Annotated in this window: 20 protein-coding genes; 7 read left to right on the top strand and 13 right to left on the bottom strand. The window is 68.3% G+C overall.

The window, feature by feature from the left end:
* Positions 1–71: 71 nt before the first annotated feature.
* Positions 72–2,336 (bottom strand): NADP-dependent malic enzyme, encoded by a 2,265-nt coding sequence (locus tag AZL_RS00105; protein ID WP_012972648.1) that lies wholly within the window; start codon positions 2,334–2,336, stop codon positions 72–74.
* 365 nt (positions 2,337–2,701) lie between these two features.
* Between AZL_RS00105 and rph the strand changes: the two genes are divergently transcribed.
* The 4 genes from rph to AZL_RS00085 are packed head-to-tail and all read left to right on the top strand — an operon-like array spanning position 2,702 to position 5,775.
* A complete protein-coding gene (gene rph, locus AZL_RS00100; RefSeq protein WP_012972647.1) occupies positions 2,702–3,421 on the top strand; it encodes a ribonuclease PH in 720 nt (239 codons plus the stop codon).
* A 42-nt stretch (positions 3,422–3,463) separates the two neighbouring features.
* On the top strand, positions 3,464–4,078 hold the full coding sequence (gene rdgB, locus AZL_RS00095) for an RdgB/HAM1 family non-canonical purine NTP pyrophosphatase (RefSeq protein ID WP_012972646.1): 615 nt from the start codon (positions 3,464–3,466) through the stop codon (positions 4,076–4,078).
* Positions 4,066–5,250, top strand: a complete 1,185-nt coding sequence (gene hemW / locus AZL_RS00090; protein WP_012972645.1) for a radical SAM family heme chaperone HemW — start codon at positions 4,066–4,068, stop codon at positions 5,248–5,250. Before rdgB ends, hemW begins: the two co-directional genes overlap by 13 nt.
* A 30-nt stretch (positions 5,251–5,280) precedes the next feature.
* Positions 5,281–5,775 carry a dihydrofolate reductase gene (locus tag AZL_RS00085; RefSeq protein WP_012972644.1) on the top strand — a complete coding sequence of 165 codons (495 nt, stop codon included), beginning with the start codon at positions 5,281–5,283 and terminating at the stop codon, positions 5,773–5,775.
* A gap of 24 nt (positions 5,776–5,799) precedes the next feature.
* Here AZL_RS00085 and AZL_RS00080 read toward each other — a convergent pair whose 3' ends face one another.
* The 7 genes from AZL_RS00080 to AZL_RS00050 all read right to left on the bottom strand — a co-directional run bounded on the left by AZL_RS00080 (position 5,800) and on the right by AZL_RS00050 (position 12,156).
* Positions 5,800–6,711, bottom strand: a complete 912-nt coding sequence (locus AZL_RS00080; protein ID WP_012972643.1) for a ParB/RepB/Spo0J family partition protein — start codon at positions 6,709–6,711, stop codon at positions 5,800–5,802.
* Positions 6,708–7,505 carry a ParA family protein gene (locus AZL_RS00075; protein ID WP_012972642.1) on the bottom strand — a complete coding sequence of 266 codons (798 nt, stop codon included), beginning with the start codon at positions 7,503–7,505 and terminating at the stop codon, positions 6,708–6,710. The genes AZL_RS00080 and AZL_RS00075 overlap by 4 nt, the downstream gene beginning before the upstream one ends.
* Positions 7,506–7,570: 65 nt before the next feature.
* Complete coding sequence (rsmG, locus tag AZL_RS00070) at positions 7,571–8,185, bottom strand: 16S rRNA (guanine(527)-N(7))-methyltransferase RsmG (RefSeq protein ID WP_012972641.1); 615 nt, start codon at positions 8,183–8,185, stop codon at positions 7,571–7,573.
* On the bottom strand, positions 8,182–10,074 hold the full coding sequence (gene mnmG, locus AZL_RS00065) for a tRNA uridine-5-carboxymethylaminomethyl(34) synthesis enzyme MnmG (RefSeq protein WP_042443305.1): 1,893 nt from the start codon (positions 10,072–10,074) through the stop codon (positions 8,182–8,184). The genes rsmG and mnmG overlap by 4 nt, the downstream gene beginning before the upstream one ends.
* A gap of 132 nt (positions 10,075–10,206) precedes the next feature.
* Positions 10,207–11,538, bottom strand: a complete 1,332-nt coding sequence (mnmE, locus tag AZL_RS00060) for a tRNA uridine-5-carboxymethylaminomethyl(34) synthesis GTPase MnmE (RefSeq protein WP_012972639.1) — start codon at positions 11,536–11,538, stop codon at positions 10,207–10,209.
* A gap of 10 nt (positions 11,539–11,548) precedes the next feature.
* On the bottom strand, positions 11,549–11,908 hold the full coding sequence (locus AZL_RS00055; protein WP_012972638.1) for a (2Fe-2S) ferredoxin domain-containing protein: 360 nt from the start codon (positions 11,906–11,908) through the stop codon (positions 11,549–11,551).
* On the bottom strand, positions 11,905–12,156 hold the full coding sequence (locus tag AZL_RS00050) for a DUF6489 family protein (protein ID WP_012972637.1): 252 nt from the start codon (positions 12,154–12,156) through the stop codon (positions 11,905–11,907). Before AZL_RS00050 ends, AZL_RS00055 begins: the two co-directional genes overlap by 4 nt.
* A gap of 177 nt (positions 12,157–12,333) precedes the next feature.
* Here AZL_RS00050 and AZL_RS00045 point away from each other — a divergent pair, with 177 nt between their 5' ends.
* The 3 genes from AZL_RS00045 to AZL_RS00035 are packed head-to-tail and all read left to right on the top strand — an operon-like array spanning position 12,334 to position 15,946.
* Positions 12,334–14,406 carry a thioredoxin domain-containing protein gene (locus AZL_RS00045; protein WP_042442192.1) on the top strand — a complete coding sequence of 691 codons (2,073 nt, stop codon included), beginning with the start codon at positions 12,334–12,336 and terminating at the stop codon, positions 14,404–14,406.
* A 28-nt stretch (positions 14,407–14,434) separates the two neighbouring features.
* A complete protein-coding gene (locus AZL_RS00040; protein ID WP_012972635.1) occupies positions 14,435–14,932 on the top strand; it encodes a methylated-DNA--[protein]-cysteine S-methyltransferase in 498 nt (165 codons plus the stop codon).
* A 39-nt stretch (positions 14,933–14,971) separates the two neighbouring features.
* Positions 14,972–15,946 (top strand): quinone oxidoreductase family protein, encoded by a 975-nt coding sequence (locus AZL_RS00035; protein ID WP_012972634.1) that lies wholly within the window; start codon positions 14,972–14,974, stop codon positions 15,944–15,946.
* 36 nt (positions 15,947–15,982) lie between these two features.
* Here the strand turns inward: AZL_RS00035 and dnaQ are convergent, their stop codons facing one another.
* Genes dnaQ through AZL_RS00010 form a run of 5 tightly spaced genes read right to left on the bottom strand, consistent with a single transcriptional unit; the run spans position 15,983 to position 19,650 of the window.
* Positions 15,983–16,666: a DNA polymerase III subunit epsilon gene (dnaQ, locus tag AZL_RS00030; RefSeq protein ID WP_012972633.1), complete on the bottom strand. Its 684-nt coding sequence runs from the start codon at positions 16,664–16,666 to the stop codon at positions 15,983–15,985.
* On the bottom strand, positions 16,659–17,303 hold the full coding sequence (coaE, locus tag AZL_RS00025) for a dephospho-CoA kinase (protein WP_012972632.1): 645 nt from the start codon (positions 17,301–17,303) through the stop codon (positions 16,659–16,661). Before coaE ends, dnaQ begins: the two co-directional genes overlap by 8 nt.
* A gap of 9 nt (positions 17,304–17,312) precedes the next feature.
* Positions 17,313–18,203 carry a shikimate dehydrogenase gene (locus tag AZL_RS00020; RefSeq protein WP_012972631.1) on the bottom strand — a complete coding sequence of 297 codons (891 nt, stop codon included), beginning with the start codon at positions 18,201–18,203 and terminating at the stop codon, positions 17,313–17,315.
* Positions 18,200–18,814: a Maf family protein gene (locus AZL_RS00015; protein WP_012972630.1), complete on the bottom strand. Its 615-nt coding sequence runs from the start codon at positions 18,812–18,814 to the stop codon at positions 18,200–18,202. The genes AZL_RS00020 and AZL_RS00015 overlap by 4 nt, the downstream gene beginning before the upstream one ends.
* A complete protein-coding gene (locus AZL_RS00010; protein WP_012972629.1) occupies positions 18,811–19,650 on the bottom strand; it encodes a pyruvate, water dikinase regulatory protein in 840 nt (279 codons plus the stop codon). Before AZL_RS00010 ends, AZL_RS00015 begins: the two co-directional genes overlap by 4 nt.
* Between the last annotated feature and the right edge of the window lie 497 nt (positions 19,651–20,147).

Here is a 20,147-nt window from a genome sequence, read left to right as displayed (position 1 = left end):
CGGGAGGGGGAGGGGGAGGGCAAGATTCCCGGACCTCATGGCTTCGTGCCTACCCCCGCACCCTTCCCACCTCACCAGGGCAGCGAGTCATGCGCCGCCAGGGCGGCAGCGGTGACGATGTCGTTGACCGTGGCGCCCATGGTGACGATCTGCGCCGGCTTGTCCAAACCGATCAGCAGCGGGCCGATCATCTGGCCGCCGGCCATCTTGTTCAGCAGCTTGGCCGAGATGTTGGCCGAATGCAGGCCGGGCATGATCAGCACATTGGCCGGACCGGACAGGCGGCAGAACGGATAGACCCGCTTCATCAGCTGATAGTCCAGCGCCACGTCGGCCGACATCTCGCCGTCATACTCGAAATCGACCCGGCGGCTGTCGAGGATCGACAGGGCCTCGCGCAGCGGATCGGTGTTCGGATGCGGCGTCTGGCCGAAATTGGAGAAGGACAGCAGCGCCACCCGCGGCTCGTGCCCCATCTGCCGCGCCTTGGCCGCAGCACCCATGGCGATGTCGGCCAGCGTCTTGCCGTCGGGACGGACATGGACGGTGGTGTCGGCGATGAAGACGGTGCGGTTGCGGGTGATCGACAGATGCAGGCCGAAGACCGGCTCGTTCGCCTTGGGATCGACGACCCGGCGGATCTCCTCGTAGGCCACGCCGAAGCTGCGGGTCAGGCCGGTCACCATGGCGTGGGCGTCGCCCTGCGCCACCATGCAGGCGGCGAAGACGTTGCGGTCCTGGTTGACCATCCGCTGGCAGTCGCGCAGCAGCGCGCCCTTGCGCTGGAGCCGGCGGTAGAGATGGTCGGCATAGCGCCGGTTGGCGTCCGACAGGCGGGCGTTGTGGATCTCGAACTGGACATGGGGCTGACCCATCGCCGCCAGCTGTTCCTTGATCACCTCCTCGCGGCCGATCAGCACCGGCGTGCCATAGCCGTGGGCGCGGAAGGACATGGCGGCGCGGATCGTCCGCTCCTCCTCGCCCTCGGCGAAGACGACGCGGCGCGGGTTGGTCCGCACCTTCTCCAGGATCAGCTCCAGGCTGTCGGCGGTCGGGTCCAGGCGGGTGCGCAGGGAATGCCTGTAGCTGGTCAGGTCGAGGATTGGCTTGCGCGCCACGCCGCTTTCCATCGCCGCCTGGGCGACGGCGGCCGGCACGGTGACGATCAGGCGCGGGTCGAAGGGCACCGGGATGATGTAGTCGGGACCATAGCGCAGCCGGCGCCCGGAATAGGCGGCATCGACCTCGTCCGGCACATCCTCGCGCGCCAACGCCGCCAGCGCCTTGGCGGCGGCGACCTTCATCGCCTCGTTGATGGTGGTGGCGCGCACGTCGAGCGCGCCGCGGAACAGATAGGGGAAGCCCAGGACATTGTTGACCTGGTTCGGATAGTCGGAGCGGCCGGTGGCGACGATGGCGTCGCCGCGCACCGCCTTGACCTCCTCCGGGGTGATTTCCGGATCGGGGTTGGCGAGCGCGAAGATGATCGGCTTGGCCGCCATCGACTTCACCATCTCCGGCGTCATCGCCCCCTTGGCCGACAGGCCGACGAACACGTCGGAACCGGCGACCGCCTCTTCCAGCGTGCGCTTGTCGGTGTCGACGGCGAAGGACGACTTCCACTGGTTCATGCCATTGGTGCGGCCGCGATAGACCACGCCCTTGGTGTCGCACAGGATGATGTTTTCACGTGAAACACCCATCGTGCAGAACAGCTCGGCGCAGGCGATTCCCGCCGCACCGGCGCCGTTCACCACCATCTTCACGTCCTCGACCTTGCGGCCGGTGATGTCGCAGGCGTTGATCAGGCCGGCGGCGGCGATGATCGCGGTGCCATGCTGGTCGTCATGGAAGACCGGGATGTCGAGCAGCTCGCGCAGCCGCTCCTCGATGATGAAGCAGTCGGGCGCCTTGATGTCTTCCAGGTTGATGCCGCCGAAGCTGGGGCCGAGGAAGCGCACGCAATTGACGAACTCGTCGACGTCGCGGGTGTCGACCTCCAGGTCGATGCCGTCGACATCGGCGAAACGCTTGAACAGCACCGCCTTGCCTTCCATCACCGGCTTGCCGGCAAGCGCCCCCAGGTCGCCCAGCCCCAGCACGGCGGTGCCGTTGGAGATGATGGCGACGATGTTGCCCTTGGCGGTGTAGTCATAGGCGAGGGAAGGATCCTCGGCGATGCGCAGGCAGGGGGCGGCGACGCCGGGTGAATAGGCCAGCGCCAGATCGCGCTGGGTGGTCAGCGGCTTGGTCGCGGTGATTTCCAGCTTGCCGGGCCGGCCGCTGGAATGCAGCAGCAGGGCCTCTTCGTCGGTGACGCGCTTGGTGTCGGACATGGATGTCGTGTTCCTCAACGGAGTGCTGATGCCCGCCGGTCTTCGTTGTGCCTTGTCTTGCGGTGCGCTGCCGACGGTGGGGCCGCGATGGTATACGCCGCACGCGCAACTCGCCAAGCCTTCTTCAACCCGTTTTTGTACGAATCATGCATTTTCCTGACGATTGGCGACACATCCCGCTGGAAACACGTCCGATCTGATCCGCCCGCCACGCATGACCCCGGCGGTTGGGAGGGCCGGGCGGCGGCTGTCACCATGGGGGCGCAGTGTCCAGCGCGGACACCGCGCCGGACACCGCTATGGACGGCGGCGGGCGGAGCCGTTAGCTTGCCGCCGACCTGCAACCGATCTTCGGAATGATGCCCATGCGCCCCTCCGGCCGCGCCCTCGACCAACTGCGCACCGTCTCCCTGGAACCCGGCTTCAGCCGCTATGCCGAGGGATCCTGCATGGTGCGTTTCGGCAACACGCATGTGCTGTGCACCGCCAGCGTCGACGAGACGGTGCCGCGTTTCCTGAAGAACACCGGGCTCGGCTGGGTCACCGCCGAATATGGCATGCTGCCGCGCTCCACCCACAGCCGCACCGACCGCGAGGCGGCGAAGGGCAAGCAGTCCGGCCGCACCCAGGAGATCCAGCGGCTGATCGGCCGGGCGCTGCGCGCCGTCACCGACCGTTCGGCGATGGGCGAGAAGCAGATCAAGATCGACTGCGACGTCATCCAGGCCGACGGCGGCACCCGCACCGCCGCCATCACCGGCAGCTATGTCGCCCTGCATCTGGCCTTCCAGCACCTGATCCAGATCGGCGCCCTGAAAACCATGCCGCTGACCGATCAAGTGGCCGCCGTGTCCTGCGGCATCTATCAGGGCAACGCCGTGCTCGACCTCGACTATGACGAGGATTCCAAGGCGCAGGCCGACGCCAACTTCGTCCTGACCGGCAAGGCCGGCATCGTCGAAATCCAGGGCACCGCCGAGGAATCGCCCTTCTCCGAGCCGCAGTTCATGGAGCTGCTGGCGCTCGCCCGCAAGGGCGTGACCGAGCTGGCGGCGTTGCAGAAGCAGGCCCTCGGCATCAAGTAAGGCCAATCCAGCCGGCAATTCACCGCCCAAAGGTTCATCATCATGTCCGCTCCCCGCCGCTTCACCGGCGACACCCTCGTCATCGCCAGCCACAACCAGGGCAAGGTGCGCGAGATCGCCGAGCTTCTCGGCCCCTATGTCGCCACCTTCACCTCGGCCGGGGAGCTGGGCCTGCCCGAGCCGGAGGAGACCGGCAGCAGCTTCATCGCCAATGCGGAGCTGAAGGCCAGGGCCGCCGCCGCCGCCGGTCATGTGGCGCTCGCCGACGACAGCGGGCTGGTGGTGCCGGCGTTGAACGGCGATCCCGGCATCTATTCCGCCCGCTGGGCCGGTCCGACCAAGGACTTCGCCCTGGCGATGCGGAAGGTCGAGGATGGGCTGGCCGAACAGGTGAAGGCGGGGAGGACGGACCGCGGCGCCTATTTCGTCTGCGCCCTGTCGCTCGCCTGGCCGGACGGTCATGTCGAGACGGTGGAGGGCCGCTGTCACGGCACGCTGGTGTGGCCGCCGCGCGGTCCCCAGGGCTTCGGCTACGACCCGATGTTCCTGCCGGACGGCCATGGCCTGACCTTCGGCGAGATGGAGCCGGCCAGGAAGCATGAGATGAGCCACCGCGCCGACGCCTTCCGCCAGCTGGTGGAGCGGTGTTTCCGGTGAGCGGATCGGTTCCCGGTCAGGACGGGCCTGGTTTCGCCGTCTATGTCCATTGGCCCTTCTGCAAGTCGAAATGCCCCTATTGCGATTTCAACAGCCATGTCCGCGAGCGGGTCGACCATGACCGCTGGCGGGCCGGGCTGCTGCGCGAGCTGGACCATTACGCCGACCTGACCGCCGGCCGCACCGTCACTTCGATCTTCTTCGGCGGCGGCACCCCGTCGCTGATGGAGCCGGCGACGGTCGGCGCGATCATCGATCGCGTCGCCCAACGCTGGCCGGTCGCCGAGCGGCTGGAGGTGACGCTGGAGGCCAACCCGACCTCCGTCGAAGCGGACAAGTTCCGCGCCTTCCGCGGCGCCGGCATCAACCGCGTTTCGCTGGGCATCCAGGCGCTCGACGATACCAGCCTGAAGTTTCTCGGACGCCAGCACAGCGCGGCGGAGGCGACCGGCGCCATCACGCTGGCGGCGCGGATCTTCGACCGCTTCTCCTTCGACCTGATCTATGCCCGGCCCGGCCAGACGGTGGCGGCGTGGCAGGCCGAACTGGCGCGGGCGCTGGACCATGCCGTCGGCCATCTGTCGGTCTACCAGTTGACCATCGAGGAGGGGACGGCCTTCCACCCCCTGCATGCCCGTGGCGACCTGGTGTTGCCCGACGAGGATCTGGCCGGCGATCTCTATGAGGCGACGCAAAGCCAGCTGGCGGCGGCGGGGCTGCCCGCCTACGAGATTTCCAACCATGCCCGCCTGGGCGAGGAAAGCCGCCACAACCTGACCTATTGGCGCTATGGCGATTATGTCGGCATCGGCCCCGGCGCCCATGGCCGGCTGACCTTGGACGGCGAGAAATTCGCCACCCGTGCCCACCGCGCCCCGGAAATCTGGCTGGAGCGGGTGGAGCGTGACGGCCATGCCGCCGCCCCCCCCGATCCCATCGACCGCGACGCCCGTGGCACCGAGCTGTTGATGATGGGGTTGCGCCTGACCGAGGGGGTACGGCTTTCCCGCCTGGTCGAGGAAACCGGCCGGACGCTCGACGAGTTCGTCGATCCGGCGGCCCTGTCCCGCCTGATCGACGGCGGCTTCCTCAGCCGCGATGCCAAGCGTCTGGTCGCGACATCGGAGGGGCTACAGCGTCTGAACGCGGTGCTCGGCGCGATTCTGGCGTAGGATTCATCTTTTCAGCAGAGAGGGCGGGGAATGCTCATCAGTCTGATCGTCGCCGCCGCGGCGAACGACGTGATCGGCCGCGACGGCCAGCTACCCTGGCATCTTCCCGGCGACCTGCGCCGCTTCAAGCAGCTGACGCTGGGCAAGCCGATCCTGATGGGTCGCAAGACCTGGGAATCGCTGCCGCGACGACCACTGCCCGGCCGCGACAATCTGGTCATCAGCCGCGGGGGCATGCTGGGCGAGCATGACGGCGCCCGCTGGTTCACCGGTCTCGGAGCCGCTGTCGCCTGGGCGCAGGGGTCGGGAGCGGCCGAACTCTGCGTCATCGGCGGCGCCGCCCTGTTCCGCGAGACGCTGCCGATCGCCGATCGCCTGCATCTGACGCGCGTCGAGAGCGCGGTGGAGGGCGACACGTTCATGCCGCCCGTCGGACCGGACTGGGCGGAAGTCTGGTCGAGCGCGCCCCTGGAGGAGAATGGGCTGTTCTACCGCTACATCGACTTCGAAAAGGCCGGAGGGTAGGGGGAGCGGCAACCGAAGCTCCCCTTACTCCTCGCCGCCCAGCCGGTGCAGCACGTCGTCGAGCTGGTCGAGCGTCTGGTAATGGATGGTGATCGTCCCGCGCTGTCCCTGCGGATTGATCGCGACCTTCAGCCCGATGCGGGCGGAGATCTCCTCCTCCAGATTGATCAGGTCGACATCCTTCATCGCCGGGGCGGATCCGGCGGCGCCATTGGCGCCCTTGCCCTTCTTCGCCTTGGGCTGGTCGCCGCGCATCAGGTCTTCGGTCTGGCGGACATTCAGGCCGCGGATCACCACCTCGCGGGCCATCTCCACCGGATCCGGGGCGGTCAGCAGGGCGCGGGCATGGCCGGCGGTCAGCGCGCCGTCCTGGACCATGGTCTTGACCGGCTCCGGCAGGGCCAGCAAACGCATCATGTTGGCGACATGGCTGCGGCTCTTGCCGACGGCGCGGGCCAGATCCTCCTGCGTATGTTCGAACTCCTCCATCAGGCGGCGATAGCCCTCCGCCTCTTCCAGCGGGGTCAGATCCTGGCGCTGGATGTTCTCGATCAGCGCGATTTCCAGCGCCTCGCGGTCGCTGAGGTCGCGGATGATGACCGGGACCTCGTGCAGGCCGGCGATCTGCGCCGCGCGCCAGCGGCGTTCGCCGGCGATCAGCTCGTAGGAATTGGCATCCTCGGCGTCGCGACGGACCAGCAGGGGCTGGAGGATGCCCTTGTCGCGGATCGACTCGACGAGGCCCTGCAACGCCTCCTCATCGAAGGTCCGCCGCGGCTGGTATTTGCCGGGATGGACGAATTCGATCGGAACCTGTTTCGACTGCCGCACCTTGTCGAGCGCCGAATAATCCTCGGTCGCCTCGCCGAACAGGGCGGAAAGGCCGCGGCCCAGGCTGGCGCGGCGGGCGCCGCCTTGCTTGGTGTCGTCGATCATGCGGTCAGTCTCTTCTCACGGCGCAGCACCTCGCCCGCCAGATGGATGTAGGCCTGGGATCCGGGGCAGCGCATGTCATAGATCAGCACCGGCTTGCCGTGCGACGGCGCCTCCGAAACCTTGACGTTGCGCGGGATCACGGTGTCGTAAACCTTCTCCCCGAAGAAGCCGCGGACGTCCGCCGCCACCATGTCCGACAGGTTGTTGCGCTTGTCGAACATGGTCAGGACGACGCCATGGATGTCGAGGTTCGGGTTGAAGGCGCGCTTCACCCGCTCGATGGTGCGGACCAGATGGCTGAGGCCCTCCAGCGCATAGAATTCACACTGAAGCGGGACCATGACGGCGTGCGAGGCGACCAGCGCGTTCAGCGTCAGCAGGCCAAGCGCCGGCGGGCAGTCGATCAGCACATAGTCATATTCGAGCGCGCTGTTCGCCACCGCTTCGCGCAGGCGGAACTCGCGGCGCTCGGCGCCGACCAGCTCGATCTCGGCGCCCGACAGATCGACCGACGAGGTGATGATCGACAGGTTCGGCACCGAGGAGGCGGTGGCGGCATCCTCCAGCGACACATCGTCGAACAGCACGTCATAGATGCCGACGCGGCGGTCGGAGCGGGGGATGCCGAGACCGGTGGACGCGTTGCCCTGCGGGTCGAGGTCGATCACCAGCACGCGCTTGCCGATCACGGCGAGCGCTGTGGCGAGGTTGATCGTCGTCGTGGTCTTGCCCACGCCGCCCTTCTGGTTGGCGATCGCAACCACACGGGCAAGGGGACGGGTGACGGCGGACATGGCGGCCTCTCGGGAATCCGGTTGGCGGGAGGAGGGCGGGGGAACAACGGTGTCAGGCACGGTCTTCACACACGCTCAAGGTTGCTCACACGCAGGATGGTTCCGCTCGGATCGCTGAGGCTGTCAAATCGCTCAGGATCCAGTGTCCAATATTGTGTGGTGGCGGTCAATTCATCGTCCAGCGCAGCCCCCTTCAGGAACAGGCACTGGCCGCGCGATCCGATGAAGGGATGGGCCCAGCCGAACAGGTCGGCCAGCGGCGCCAGGGCGCGGGCGGTGACGACATCGGCCTCGATGCCGGTGACGGTCTCGATCCGCCTGGTATGGACGGTGACTGGCGCCTTGCAGACGCGGGCGACCTCGCGCAGGAAGGCGCATTTGCGCACATCGCTCTCGATCAGATGCACCTGCGGCACGCCGAGGATGGCGAGCACCAGACCGGGGAAACCGGCGCCGCTGCCGAGATCGACCAGCACCCGCGTATCCTCCGGCAGCAGCGGAAGGAGCTGGGCGGAATCGAGGAAATGGCGCTTCCAGGCGTCGGGCAGGGTGGAGGGGCCGACCAGATTGATCTTCGGCTGCCATTTGCGCAGCAGCCCTTCATAGGCGATCAGGCGGTCGAGTGTTTCACGTGAAACACCGCTGGCCTCTTGGAACGCGACCGCGTCGAAGCCGCTCATTCCGCCGCCACCCCGGAGGACGCCCCGGACGCCGCCGGATCGCGGCGTTTCACGTGGCGCAGCAGGGCGACCAGAGCGGCCGGGGTCATGCCGGGAATGCGGGCCGCCGCCCCCAGCGTCGCCGGACGCGACTGGCGCAGCTTCTGGCGGATTTCCGCGGACAGGCTGCCGATGCCGTCGACATCCAGGTCGTCGGGCAGGGCGAGCGATTCATCCTTGCGGAAGGCGCGGATGTCGGCCTCCTGCCGGCCGAGATAGCCGGCATATTTGCCGTCGATCTCGAGCTGTTCGGCGATGTCCGGCGCGATTCCGCCCAGCTCCGGCCACAGGCGGGCGAGAGCGGCGAGATCGATGTCGGGGTAACGCAGCAGGTCGGCGGCGCTGCGGCGCACGCCGTCCTGATTGACCGCCACACCTTGGCGCGCCAGTTCGACCGGAGTCGCCTGCAACGCGGCGACCAGGGCGCGGCCGGCGGACAGAGCCGCACTCTTGGCGGCGAAAGCATCGCGGCGCTCGGAGCCGACGCAGCCGATGACGACGCCCTTGTCGGTCAGGCGCTGGTCGGCATTGTCGGCGCGCAGCAGCAGACGGTATTCGGCGCGCGAGGTGAACATGCGGTAGGGCTCGTTGGTGCCCCGACCGATCAGGTCGTCGATCAGCACGCCGATATAGGCATCGGCGCGGTCGAGCACGAAGCCGTCCCGATGGCCGCTCGCCGCCAGCGCCGCGTTGATGCCGGCCATCAGCCCCTGGGCCGCCGCCTCCTCATAGCCGGTGGTACCGTTGATCTGGCCGGCGAGGAACAGGCCCGGCGCCCGGCGGGTCTCCAGCGTCGGCTTCAGTTCGCGCGGGTCGACATAGTCATACTCGATGGCATAGCCGGGACGGATCATCACCACCTTTTCCAAGCCCGGCATGCTGGCGAGGATGCCAAGCTGCACATCGCGGGGCAGGGAGGTCGAGATGCCGTTCGGGTAGACGGTGGGATCGTCCAGCCCTTCCGGTTCGAGGAAGATTTGGTGCTTCTCCTTGTCGGCGAAGCGGACGACCTTATCCTCGATCGACGGGCAATAGCGCGGACCGGTGCCGGTGATCTGGCCGGAATACATCGGCGCGCGATGCAGGTTGGCGCGGATCAGCGCGTGGGCCTCTCGCGTCGTCCAGGTGATCGCGCAATCGATCTGCGGCGTGTCGATCCGCTCGGTCATATAGGAGAAGGGCGGCGGCGGCAGGTCGCCCGGCTGCTTCTCCAGCGCGTCCCAATCGATGGTGCGGCCGTCGAGGCGCGGCGGCGTGCCGGTCTTCAACCGGCCGAGCGGGAAGCCGAGACGGGTCAGCGTGTCGGACAGGCCGATCGACGGCGCCTCGCCGACGCGGCCGGCGGGGGTGCGCTCCTCACCGATGTGGATCAGGCCGCGCAGGAAGGTGCCGGTGGTCAACACCACCGCGCCGGCGCGGATCGACTCGCCGGCCCCGGTGACCACACCGGTGATGCGCTGATCCTCATCGACGATCAGGTCCTCGGCGCCGCCGGCTTCGATAAACAGGTTGTCCTGTTCGGCCAGCAGCGCCTGCATCGCCTGACGATAGAGCTTACGGTCTGCCTGGGCGCGCGGGCCGCGGACGGCCGGGCCCTTGCTGCGGTTCAGGATGCGGAACTGGATGCCGCCACGGTCGATGGCCTTCGCCATCACCCCGTCCAGCGCATCGATCTCCCGCACCAGATGGCCCTTGGCCAAGCCGCCGATGGCGGGGTTGCAGGACATCTCACCGATGGTTTCGATCTTGTGGGTCAGCAGCAGGGTGCGCGCGCCCATGCGCGCCGCGGCGGCGGCAGCCTCACAGCCGGCGTGACCGCCGCCGACAACGATGACGTCGAAGTTTCGCATGTGCGGGACCATAGCCGAATGGCGCCGGGGATCCAAGAGGGGGGATCCGGAGGCGGGGTGGGGACAAGCGCCGCAGGGCAGCGCTGTTTCACGTGAAACACACCTCCCGCTTGCGGGCGTCAGTTGCCGCCTTCATTTGCCGATACAGAAATCCCGGAAGATCACATCCAGCAAATCCTCCACATCGACCCGCCCGGTGATGCGGCCAAGCGCCCGGCTGGCGAGCCGCACATCCTCCGCCGCCAGTTCCGGCAGCGGCGCGTCGAGCGCCCGCGACAGCGACTCCCGACACTCGGTCAAGGCCGCGCGATGGCGGGCACGGGTCAGCGAAGGAGCGCTGCCGATGGCGAGCCGATCGGCGCTGAAGGCCCTCAGTGTTTCCTCCAACCGCTTCAGCCCGGCACCGGTATGGGCGGAGAGCAGGATCGGCGACAGGTCGGGCCGCAGGTCGCCAGCTGCCGCCAGGTCGGTCTTGTTGAACACCACCACCGTGTCACCGTCGATCAGGTCGAGTGTCGCCGGGTCGAGGTCGGGCAGGGTGGTGGCGTCGAACACCGCGATCTTCACATCGGCGCGCGCCGCCCGGTCGCGGGCGCGGCGGATGCCTTCCTCCTCGACCTCGTCGGCGGCGGCCTCGCGCAGGCCGGCGGTGTCGGCCAGCACGACCGGGTAACCGCCGAGGTCCAAATGCACCTCGATGATGTCGCGGGTGGTGCCGGCGCGGGCCGAGACGATGGCGGCGTCGCGGCGGGCAAGCGCGTTCAGCAGGCTCGACTTGCCGGCATTCGGCGCGCCGACGATGGCGATGTGCAGCCCTTCGCGCAGCCGCTCGCCCCGGCCGCCATCATCGAGATGGGCGGCGATCTCCCCGGCCAGCCCGGCGAGCACCGGCCGCACGGCCTCGGCGACACCGCCGGGCAAATCCTCCTCGGCGAAGTCGATGTCGGCCTCGATATGGGCGAGCGCGCGGGTCAGCCGCTCGCGCCAACCGTCATAGAGCCGGCCGAGCGCTCCCTCCATCTGCCGCAGAGCCTGCCGGCGCTGGGCGGTGGTCTCGGCATCGATCAGGTCAGCGACCGCCTCGGCCTCCGTCAGGTCGAGCTTGCCATTCTCGAAGGCGCGGCGGGTGAACTCGCCGGGCTCGGCCAGCCGCAGGCCGGGCAGGGTGGCCAGCGCTTCGACCACGCCGGTGACGACGGCGCGGCCGCCATGCAGATGCAGCTCCACCACATCCTCGCCGGTGAAGCTGGCCGGAGCGGTGAAGCGCAGGACCAGCGCATCGTCCAGCGCGTCGCCGTCGCGGGGATCGCGGAGCGTCGCCAGAACGGCGCGGCGCGGTAAGGGCAGGGGACGGCCGGTCAGCGCGGCGAGGGCGGATCCGGCCTCGGGTCCCGAAATGCGGACCACCGCCACACCGGATCGGCCGGGGGCGGTGGCGAGGGCATAGATGGTGGTGGTGGACATGACGGTCGGATCAGCCGCGCTGGTCGGGCCGCAGTTCCCGCTGCTCCGTCGTCAGCATCAGCCGTTCGACGCGGCGGCCTTCGACCAGATGGGTCTGGAGGATGTCGTCGATGTCGGCGGTGCTGTGATAGCTGTACCAGACGCCCTCCGGATAGATCACCAGCGTCGGTCCCAGCTCGCAACGGTCGAGGCAGCCGGCGGAATTGATCCGCACCTTGCCGTCGAAGCCGAGTTCACGGGCGCGGGCCTTCATATAGTCGCGCAGCTTCTCCGAACCCTGGGCGGCGCAGGATCCGCGCTTGTGCCCGTCGGGACGGCGGTTGGTGCAGCAGAAGACATGGGCTTCGAAATAGGGGTTGGGATCGGTCACTTTCTTCCTTCCTGGCCCAGGGCCGAGGCCATCTGGGACCAAAACATCTTCTGCATCTGCTCCATGCCCTGGATGCCGGCGGGGAGCCAGGTCTTCAGCATGGTCTCCGGATCCATGGCCTGGAGGTTGGCGCGCATCCGTTCCTGGATCTCGCGCATCATGGCATCCTGCATCGGCTTCACATCGGGCAGGCCCAGGAAATGCCGGGCCTCGTCGGGCGTGCAGTCGATATCGACGGTGATCTTCATGGACCCCCCTCCAGAGCCGGCCCAGGACCGGGGGGTGGTCCCGGCATTGGCCCTTGTTGATTTTGGGGTTGAGCGCCACGGCGGCTCATGCCCCACTATACAGATAGGATGCACTGGCGCAACGCCACCCGGCGCCACCTACTCTAGTCACGACACACCAACAGATCGGACACCGCCATGCCCGCCACTCCGTTGGGCGCGAACCTGCTGGGCCGGGAGACGAGCCCCTATCTGCTGCAACACAAGGACAACCCGGTGCATTGGATGCCCTGGGGACCGGAGGCCTTCGCCCGCGCCCGCGCGGAGAACAAGCCGGTGCTGCTGTCGGTCGGCTATGCCGCCTGCCACTGGTGCCACGTCATGGCGCATGAGAGCTTCGAGAATCCGGAGATCGCCGGGCTGATGAACGAGCTGTTCATCAACATCAAGGTCGACCGGGAGGAACGGCCGGACCTCGATACCATCTACCAATCGGCCCTGGCCCTGCTGGGCCAGCAGGGCGGCTGGCCGCTGACCATGTTCCTGACCCCGGATGCCGAACCCTTCTGGGGTGGCACCTATTTCCCGCCGGCGCAGCGTTATGGCCGGGCCGGCTTCCCCGACGTGCTGCGCGGCATCGCCGGCACCTATACCGATGAGCCGGACAAGGTCGGCAAGAATGTCGAGGCCCTGAGATCGGCGCTCGCCGGCATAGGGGAGAACCGCTCGGCCGGTGCCGCCGGAACGATCGATGCCGGGATGCTGGATCAGGTGGCGCAGCGGCTGCTGCGCGAGGTCGATCCGATCCATGGCGGCATCGGCAGCGCACCGAAATTCCCGCAGGTGCCGCTGTTCGAACTGCTGTGGCGGGCGTGGCGGCGCACGGGGCGCGAGCCGTTCCGCGACGCGGTGACCCACACGCTGGCCAACATGGCGCAGGGCGGCATCTACGACCATCTCGGCGGCGGCTTCGCCCGCTATTCGGTCGATGAACGCTGGCTGGTGCCGCATTTCGAGAAGATGCTCTACGACAATGCCGAGCTGCTCGACCTGATGACACTGGTCTGGCAGGAGACGCGCGACCCGCTGCTGGAGACCCGCATCCGCGAGACGGTCGGCTGGCTGCTGCGCGAGATGATCGCCGAAGGCGGCGGTTTCGCCGCGACGCTGGACGCCGACAGCGAGGGCGAGGAGGGACTCTTCTATATCTGGAGGGAGGAGGAGGTCGACCGGCTGCTCGGCCCCGCGCTCGGCGCCGACGGGTTGGCGACGTTTAAGCGCGTTTACGAGGTGCTGCCCCAAGGCAATTGGGAAGGCGTCACCATCCTGAACCGCCTGGGCGGCCTGACCCCGGCCGACGAATCCACCGAGGCGATGCTCGCCAAGGGCCGGGAGGCCCTGTCGCGGGCGCGGGCCAAGCGGGTGCGGCCGGGCTGGGACGACAAGGTGCTGGCCGACTGGAACGGCCTGATGATCGCCGCGCTGACCCATGCCGCCCTGGCGCTGGACGAACCCGAGTGGCTGGACGCCGCCGGCCGCGCCTTCGCCTTCGTCCGCGACCGGATGGACAGCGGCGGGCGGCTTTGCCACAGCTGGCGGCACGGGCAGGGCAAGCATGCCGGGATGCTGGACGACTATGCCCATATGGCGCGGGCGGCGCTCGCCCTGCATGAGGCGACCGGGGATCCGGCGGCCCTCGATCAGGCGAAGGTCTGGGCGGCGGCGCTGGACGCCCATTTCTGGGACGACGCCAATGGCGGCTATTTCTTCACCGCCGATGATGCCGAGGGGCTGATCGTCCGCACCAAGACCGCCTATGACAACGCCACCCCCAGCGGCAACGGCACCATGCTGGCGGTGCTGACCATTCTGTTCCAGCGCACCGGCGAGGATGCCTATCGCGACCGGGCCGAGGCGCTCGCCACCGCCTTCTCCGGCGAGCTGACCCGCAACTTCTTCCCGCTGCCGACCTTCCTCAACGCGGTGGAGCTGATGACGGCGCCGTTGCAGATCGTCATCGTCGGCCCGCCGAGGACGGCGGAGACGGAGGCGCTGCGCCGCACCGTGCTGGACCGCTCGCTGCCCAACCGCATCCTGACCGTGCTGGCGCCCAAGGGGGATTTTCCAGCGGATCTGCCCGCCGGCCACCCGGCCCAGGGGAAGGGGATGCGCGACGGGACGGCCACCGCCTATGTCTGCCGCGGCATGACCTGTTCGGCGCCGGTGACGGCCCCGGCGGATCTGGCGGCGCTTCTGGCGACGAAAAGCTGACCGAACATCGATCTTCCGGGAGGAAACCATGGCGCGTCTTTCCATCGACAGCCCGCTCGGCCCCCTGATGCTGACCGGGGACGGATCCGCCCTGACCGAACTCGGCTGGGGCCGCTTCGAGCGGGACGAGCCGGACGCATTGCTCGAGGAGACGGCGCGCCAGCTGGAGAGCTATTTCGCCGGCCGGCTCCAGCGGTTCGCTCTGCCGCTGGAGCCGGCGGGCACGCCGTTCCGGCGCAGCGTGTGGGACGGCATGCTGGCGATCCCCTATGGCGGCACCGCGACCTATGGCGGGATGGCGAAGATGCTGGGCAGCGCGCCGCGCGCGGTCGGCGGCGCCTGTGGCGCCAACCCGATCCCGATCATCATTCCCTGTCACCGGGTGCTGGCCAGCGGCGGGGCGCCCGGCGGCTATTCCGGCCATGGCGGGCTGGACACCAAGGCGTGGCTGCTGGCACTGGAACACCGTCATGCCAATGTGGGGCAGGGCGACGCGATCGGAACGGAACAGCTCGCGCTGCTGTGAGGCCCCCCGTTCTCCAACGATAAAGGAAACCAAAGCATCATGGTTCACGCGATCCGCATCCACGAACATGGCGGGCCGGAGGTTCTGCGCTGGGACGAGATCGAGCTGGACGAGCCCGGCCCCGGCCAGGTGCGCATCCGCCAGACCGCCGTCGGGCTGAACTACATCGACACCTATCACCGCTCCGGCGCCTACAAGCTGCCGAACCTGCCGGCGGTGATCGGCATGGCGGGATCCGGCGTGGTCGAGGCGCTGGGGCCGGACGTCACCACGCTGAAGATCGGCGACCGCGTCGGCTACGCCATGGCGATCGGCGCCTATGCCGAGAGCCGGCTGATCGCCGCCGACCGGCTGGTGCCGCTGCCGAGCTGGCTCGACGAAGAGGCGACCGCCGCCACGCTGCTGCAAGGATTGACCGCGCAGTATCTGCTGCGCGGCACCTATGTCGTGCAGCCCGGCGACACCATCCTGGTGCAGGCCGCCGCCGGCGGGGTCGGGCTGCTGCTGTGTTCCTGGGCGCGGCATCTCGGCGCCACGGTGATCGGCACCGTCGGATCGGCGGAGAAGGCCGAGCTGGCCAAGGCCCATGGCTGCCATCACACCATCGACTACAGCCGTGAGGATTTCGTCACCCGGGTGAAGGAGCTGACGGACGGGCAGGGCGTGCCGGTGGTCTATGACGGCGTCGGCAAGACGACCTTCCTCGGCGGGCTGGATTGCCTGCGGCCACGCGGACTGATGGTGCTGTTCGGCGCCGCCTCCGGTCAGCCGGCGCCGCTGGATCTGGGGGTTCTGGCGGCGAAGGGGTCGCTCTATGTGACGCGGCCGACGCTGGCGACCTACACCGCCAAGCGGGAGGATCTGATGGCCTCGGCCGCCGATCTGTTCGACGCGGTGAAGAATGGCGGGGTGACCTTCACGGTCAACCAGCGTTTCGCGCTGAAGGACACCGCCGAAGCGCACCGGGCGCTGGAGTCACGGGCGACGACCGGGTCGACGGTGCTGGTGCCGTAAGGTTGGGGGTGGGGGTGGGGCGATCGCCGCCCCACTTCACTCCACCGCCCAGAGCGGGTTCTTGATCTTCTTCAGCATCTCCGCATGGGCGGCGGCCTCCTCCTCGCTGACGGCGAAGACGCGGGCTTCGCGGAAGGGGCGGTCGACGCGGACCGGGCCGGCGACCCCGCCTTTCGACACCGGGCCGCCGGCGAAGGACAGGCCGGTCTGCCGGCCGCCCAGCAACTCCAGATAAACCTCGGCGAGCAGCTGGGCGTCGAGCAAAGCGCCGTGCAGGGTGCGGTTGGAATTGTCGACGCCGAAACGCTTGCACAGCGCGTCCAGGGTGGCCGGCGAGCCGGGGAATTTCTGCCGGGCCATCAGCAGGGTGTCGATGGCGCGGTCCTTCGGCATCACCGGATAGCCGGCGATCTTCAGTTCCCAATTCAGGAAATGCATGTCGAAGGCGGCGTTGTGGATCACCAGCGGGGAATCGCCGATGAAGGCGACGAAGTCGGCGGCGACATCGTTGAACAGCGGCTTGTCGGCCAGGAATTCCTCGCTCAACCCATGGACGGCGAAGGCCTCCGGCGGCATGTCGCGCTCGGGATTGAGATAGACGTGGAAGCGTTCCCCGGTGGCGAGATGATTGACCAGCTCGATGCAGCCGATCTCGACCAGCCGGTGACCCTCCTCCGGCTTGAAGCCCGTGGTTTCGGTGTCGAGAACGATTTCACGCATGATGGATCCGCCCTGGTTGATAGCCGCGCGGCGGCCACTGCCTGGCCGGCCGCCGCACCACGTCCCGCACAATGCCCTGAAGCGCCCGCCGCGTCACCAGCCGACCGGCCCCGGTCGGCACAACATGGTCGGCACGCCGCCGTTTTTCCGCATCCGGCATCTGGCGGGCGAGGATGCCGGCGAACTTCTCCGCCGTCATGCCGGGCCGGGCCAGCACACGGGCGCGCTGCACCGCGAAGGGGGCGGAGACGACGATGGTGGCGTCGACCCGCCGCTCGGCCCCGGTCTCGAACAGCAGCGGGATGTCCAGCACGGCGATCCGGGCGCCACGCCGGGCGGCACGGGCCAGGAAGCCGCGCTGCGCCGCCTGGACCATCGGATGCAGGATCGCCTCCAGCCGCTTCAGCGCGTCGGGATCACGGAAGACCGCGGCGCCCAGCGCCGGCCGGCTGACCGCCCCGTCGACCACCACGCCGGGGAAGGCGGCGGCGATGGCCGGCACCGCGCCGCCACCACGCCCCAGCAGCCGATGCACCACCGCGTCGGAATCGCAGACCGGAGCCCCCATCGCCCGCAACATGCCGGCGGCGGTGCTCTTGCCCATGCCGATGGAACCGGTCAGGCCCAGCACGACCATGCCGGCGCCTCAGCCTTCCAGGACGACGCGGGTGAGTTCCGGCGTCACCTGCGGCTCGACACCGAACCAGGCCTTGAAGCCGGGACGGGCCTGATGGAGCAGCATGCCGATGCCGCCGGCCACCGGGTTGCCGCGCCTCCCGGCTTCGGCCAGCAGCGGCGTTTCCAGCGGCACATAGACGATGTCGTTGACCAGAGCCGAGACGGGCAAGGCGCGCAGGGACAGGTCCAGCGCCGGCTGACCGGCCATGCCCTGGGTCGTGGTGTTGACCAGCAGCGACGCGCCGTCGAGCGCGGTTTCACGTGAAACCCAATCGACCACCGTCACACGGCCAGTCACCCCGACGGCGGCCAGATCCGGGGCGAGAGCGGGGGCCAGATCCGCCGCCAGCTCCTCGGCGCGGGCGCGGGTGCGGTTGACCAGACGAACCTCCGGCGCGCCGGCATCGAGCAGGGCGACGACCACGGCGCGGGCGGCGCCGCCAGCACCGATCACCACCGCCGGGCCTTGCTCCGCCGTCCAGCCCGGCTGTTCGGCGCGCAAATTCTCGATGAAGCCGAAACCGTCGGTGTTGCCGCCCTCAAGCGCGCCATCCTCGGCGACGACGATGGTGTTGACCGCTCCCATGCGCCGCGCGGTCTCGTCGAGCCGGTCGACGCTGCGGAAGGCGATCTCCTTCAGCGGAACGGTGACGTTGCAGCCGCGGAACCCCAGGGCGGGCAGGGCGCGGATCGCCTGTTCGGCCCGCTCCGGCGCCACCGCCAGCGGCACATAGGCGCCGTCGATGCTATAGTGCCGCAACCAGAAGCCATGCAGCCGGGGCGAGCGCGAATGGCCGATCGGCCAGCCCATCACCCCGGCGATCCTCGCCTTGCCGCTGATCGAATTGAACCCGGTCATTCCCTACCCACCCCATGCACGCGCAGAAAACCGAGCAGCGGCAACAGCGGCAGCCCGAGAATGGTGAAGAAATCGCCCTCGACGCGCTGGAACAGCTGGGCTCCCAGCCCCTCCAGCTGATAAGCGCCGACGGAGTGCAGCACATCATCACCGACACGGGTCAGATATTCGTCGAGGAAGGCTTCGGTGAAATTCCGCATGGTGAGACGGGCGCTGTCGACCTTATGCCAGATCCGCTCGCCATCGCGCACCACGACGGCGCAGCTGACCAGCCGGTGGGTCCGGCCGCGCAGGTCGAGAAGCTGGGCCCGCGCCGCCGCGAGGTCGGCCGGCTTGTCGAACCAGCGCCCCTCGCACTCCAGCATCTGATCGGCGCCGACCACCAGGGCGCCGGGGTGGCGGCGGGTGATGCGCTGGGCCTTCAGCTCGGCCAGGGCCTCGGCGACGATGTCGGCGGGGACACCCTCGGCGCGGCCGGCGGCCTTCACCTCATCCTCATCGACCAGCGGCTTGTCGAGGATGGCGCTGACTCCGGCCTGCTCCAGCATCGCCGCCCGTGTGCGCGAGCCCGAGGCCAAAACCAGTTGGGGCAACGGAAGCGGCGCGCTCACGTCTTCTTTCCTTCCGGACTGAAATTGCCGCTCTGGCGACGGGCGAGCAGCATCATGATCTCGGCCGCGGTCTCCTCGATGGAGCGGCGGGTGACGTCGATCACCGGCCAGCCGCGCCGGCTGAACAGACGCCGCGCCTCCTGAACCTCCGAGCGCACCAGCTCGGGATCGGCATAGCTGGAGCCCTCGCCCTGGTTCAGCAGCTTCAGCCGGTTGCGGCGGATCTGGACCAGACGGTCGGGGTCCTTGGTCAGCCCGACGATCAGCGGCCGGGTGAGCAGGTCGAGTTCGGCCGGCAGCGGGCTGCCGGGAACCAGCGGGATGTTGGCCGCCTTGATGCCGCGGTTGGCCAGATAGATGCAGGTCGGCGTCTTGGAGCTGCGCGACACGCCGATCAGCACCACGTCGGCCTCGTGCAGGTCCCAGTTCGACTGGCCGTCGTCATGGGACAGGGCGAAATCGACGGCGTCGATGCGGCTGAAATACTCGGCGTCCAGCACATGCTGGCGACCGGGCTGGCGCTGCGATTCCACGCCGAGGAAGGCGGCGAGCGCGTTGATCAGCGGATCGAGCACGGGGATGCAGGGCACCTGCATCTCGCGGCAGAAATCCTGGAGCCGGCGGCGCAGCGTCTCGTCGACCAGCGTGAACATCACCAGCCCGTGATTGTCCCGGATCCCCTCCAGTACAAGGTCGAGCTGGCGGTCGGTCCGCACCAGATTCCAGAAATGCTCGATCGGCCGGACGTCGTCGAACTGGATGACGCAGGCGCGCGCCACGCTGTTGATGGTCTCGCCCGTCGCATCGGACACGAGATGTAGGTGGAACTCTTTCATCCGTCCCCAACATTCTGTGGAGAACCCGGCCCAGATCTGTGGACAACCGGATCCGCCTGCGTTTCGTCCCGACCGGGGGACTCCTCCTCCCCGTTACGGTCAAGGGGAGGACAACTCCGCCGACCGCTTCGGAAGCTGGGAAGATCCGGCCCCGTCCGCGCTGTTATCCACGGGACTCCCGTTCGTCCAGCTATAGCATTTCCGCCGTTTCCGGCGGTAGTGCTCCGAATCGTCCACAGATCCGCGCACATGGCGGCGCGAGCCTCCGGATCTGTGGATAGATTCGCCTTCGACGGGGATCACCGTTATCCACAGGCATCCACCTCATCCTCTTCCTTTCTCCTATTAAAAAATATAGTGAAGAAGAGGGGATAAACCCGTCCCGGATTCCGCACCGGAATCGCGGAACCGAGAATCGCAATCGAGGGGAACGCACCGTCTTGTCCGCCACCAGCTCCGACAGCCAGACCCAGGCTTCCCAGCCCGCCCTGAAGCCG

The sequence above is a fragment of the Azospirillum sp. B510 genome, assembly GCF_000010725.1.
GTDB classification, from domain to species: Bacteria; Pseudomonadota; Alphaproteobacteria; order Azospirillales; family Azospirillaceae; genus Azospirillum; species Azospirillum lipoferum_B.
Note: the sequence above shows the minus strand (reverse complement) of the source record. Positions and strands in the feature narration are given on the sequence as shown.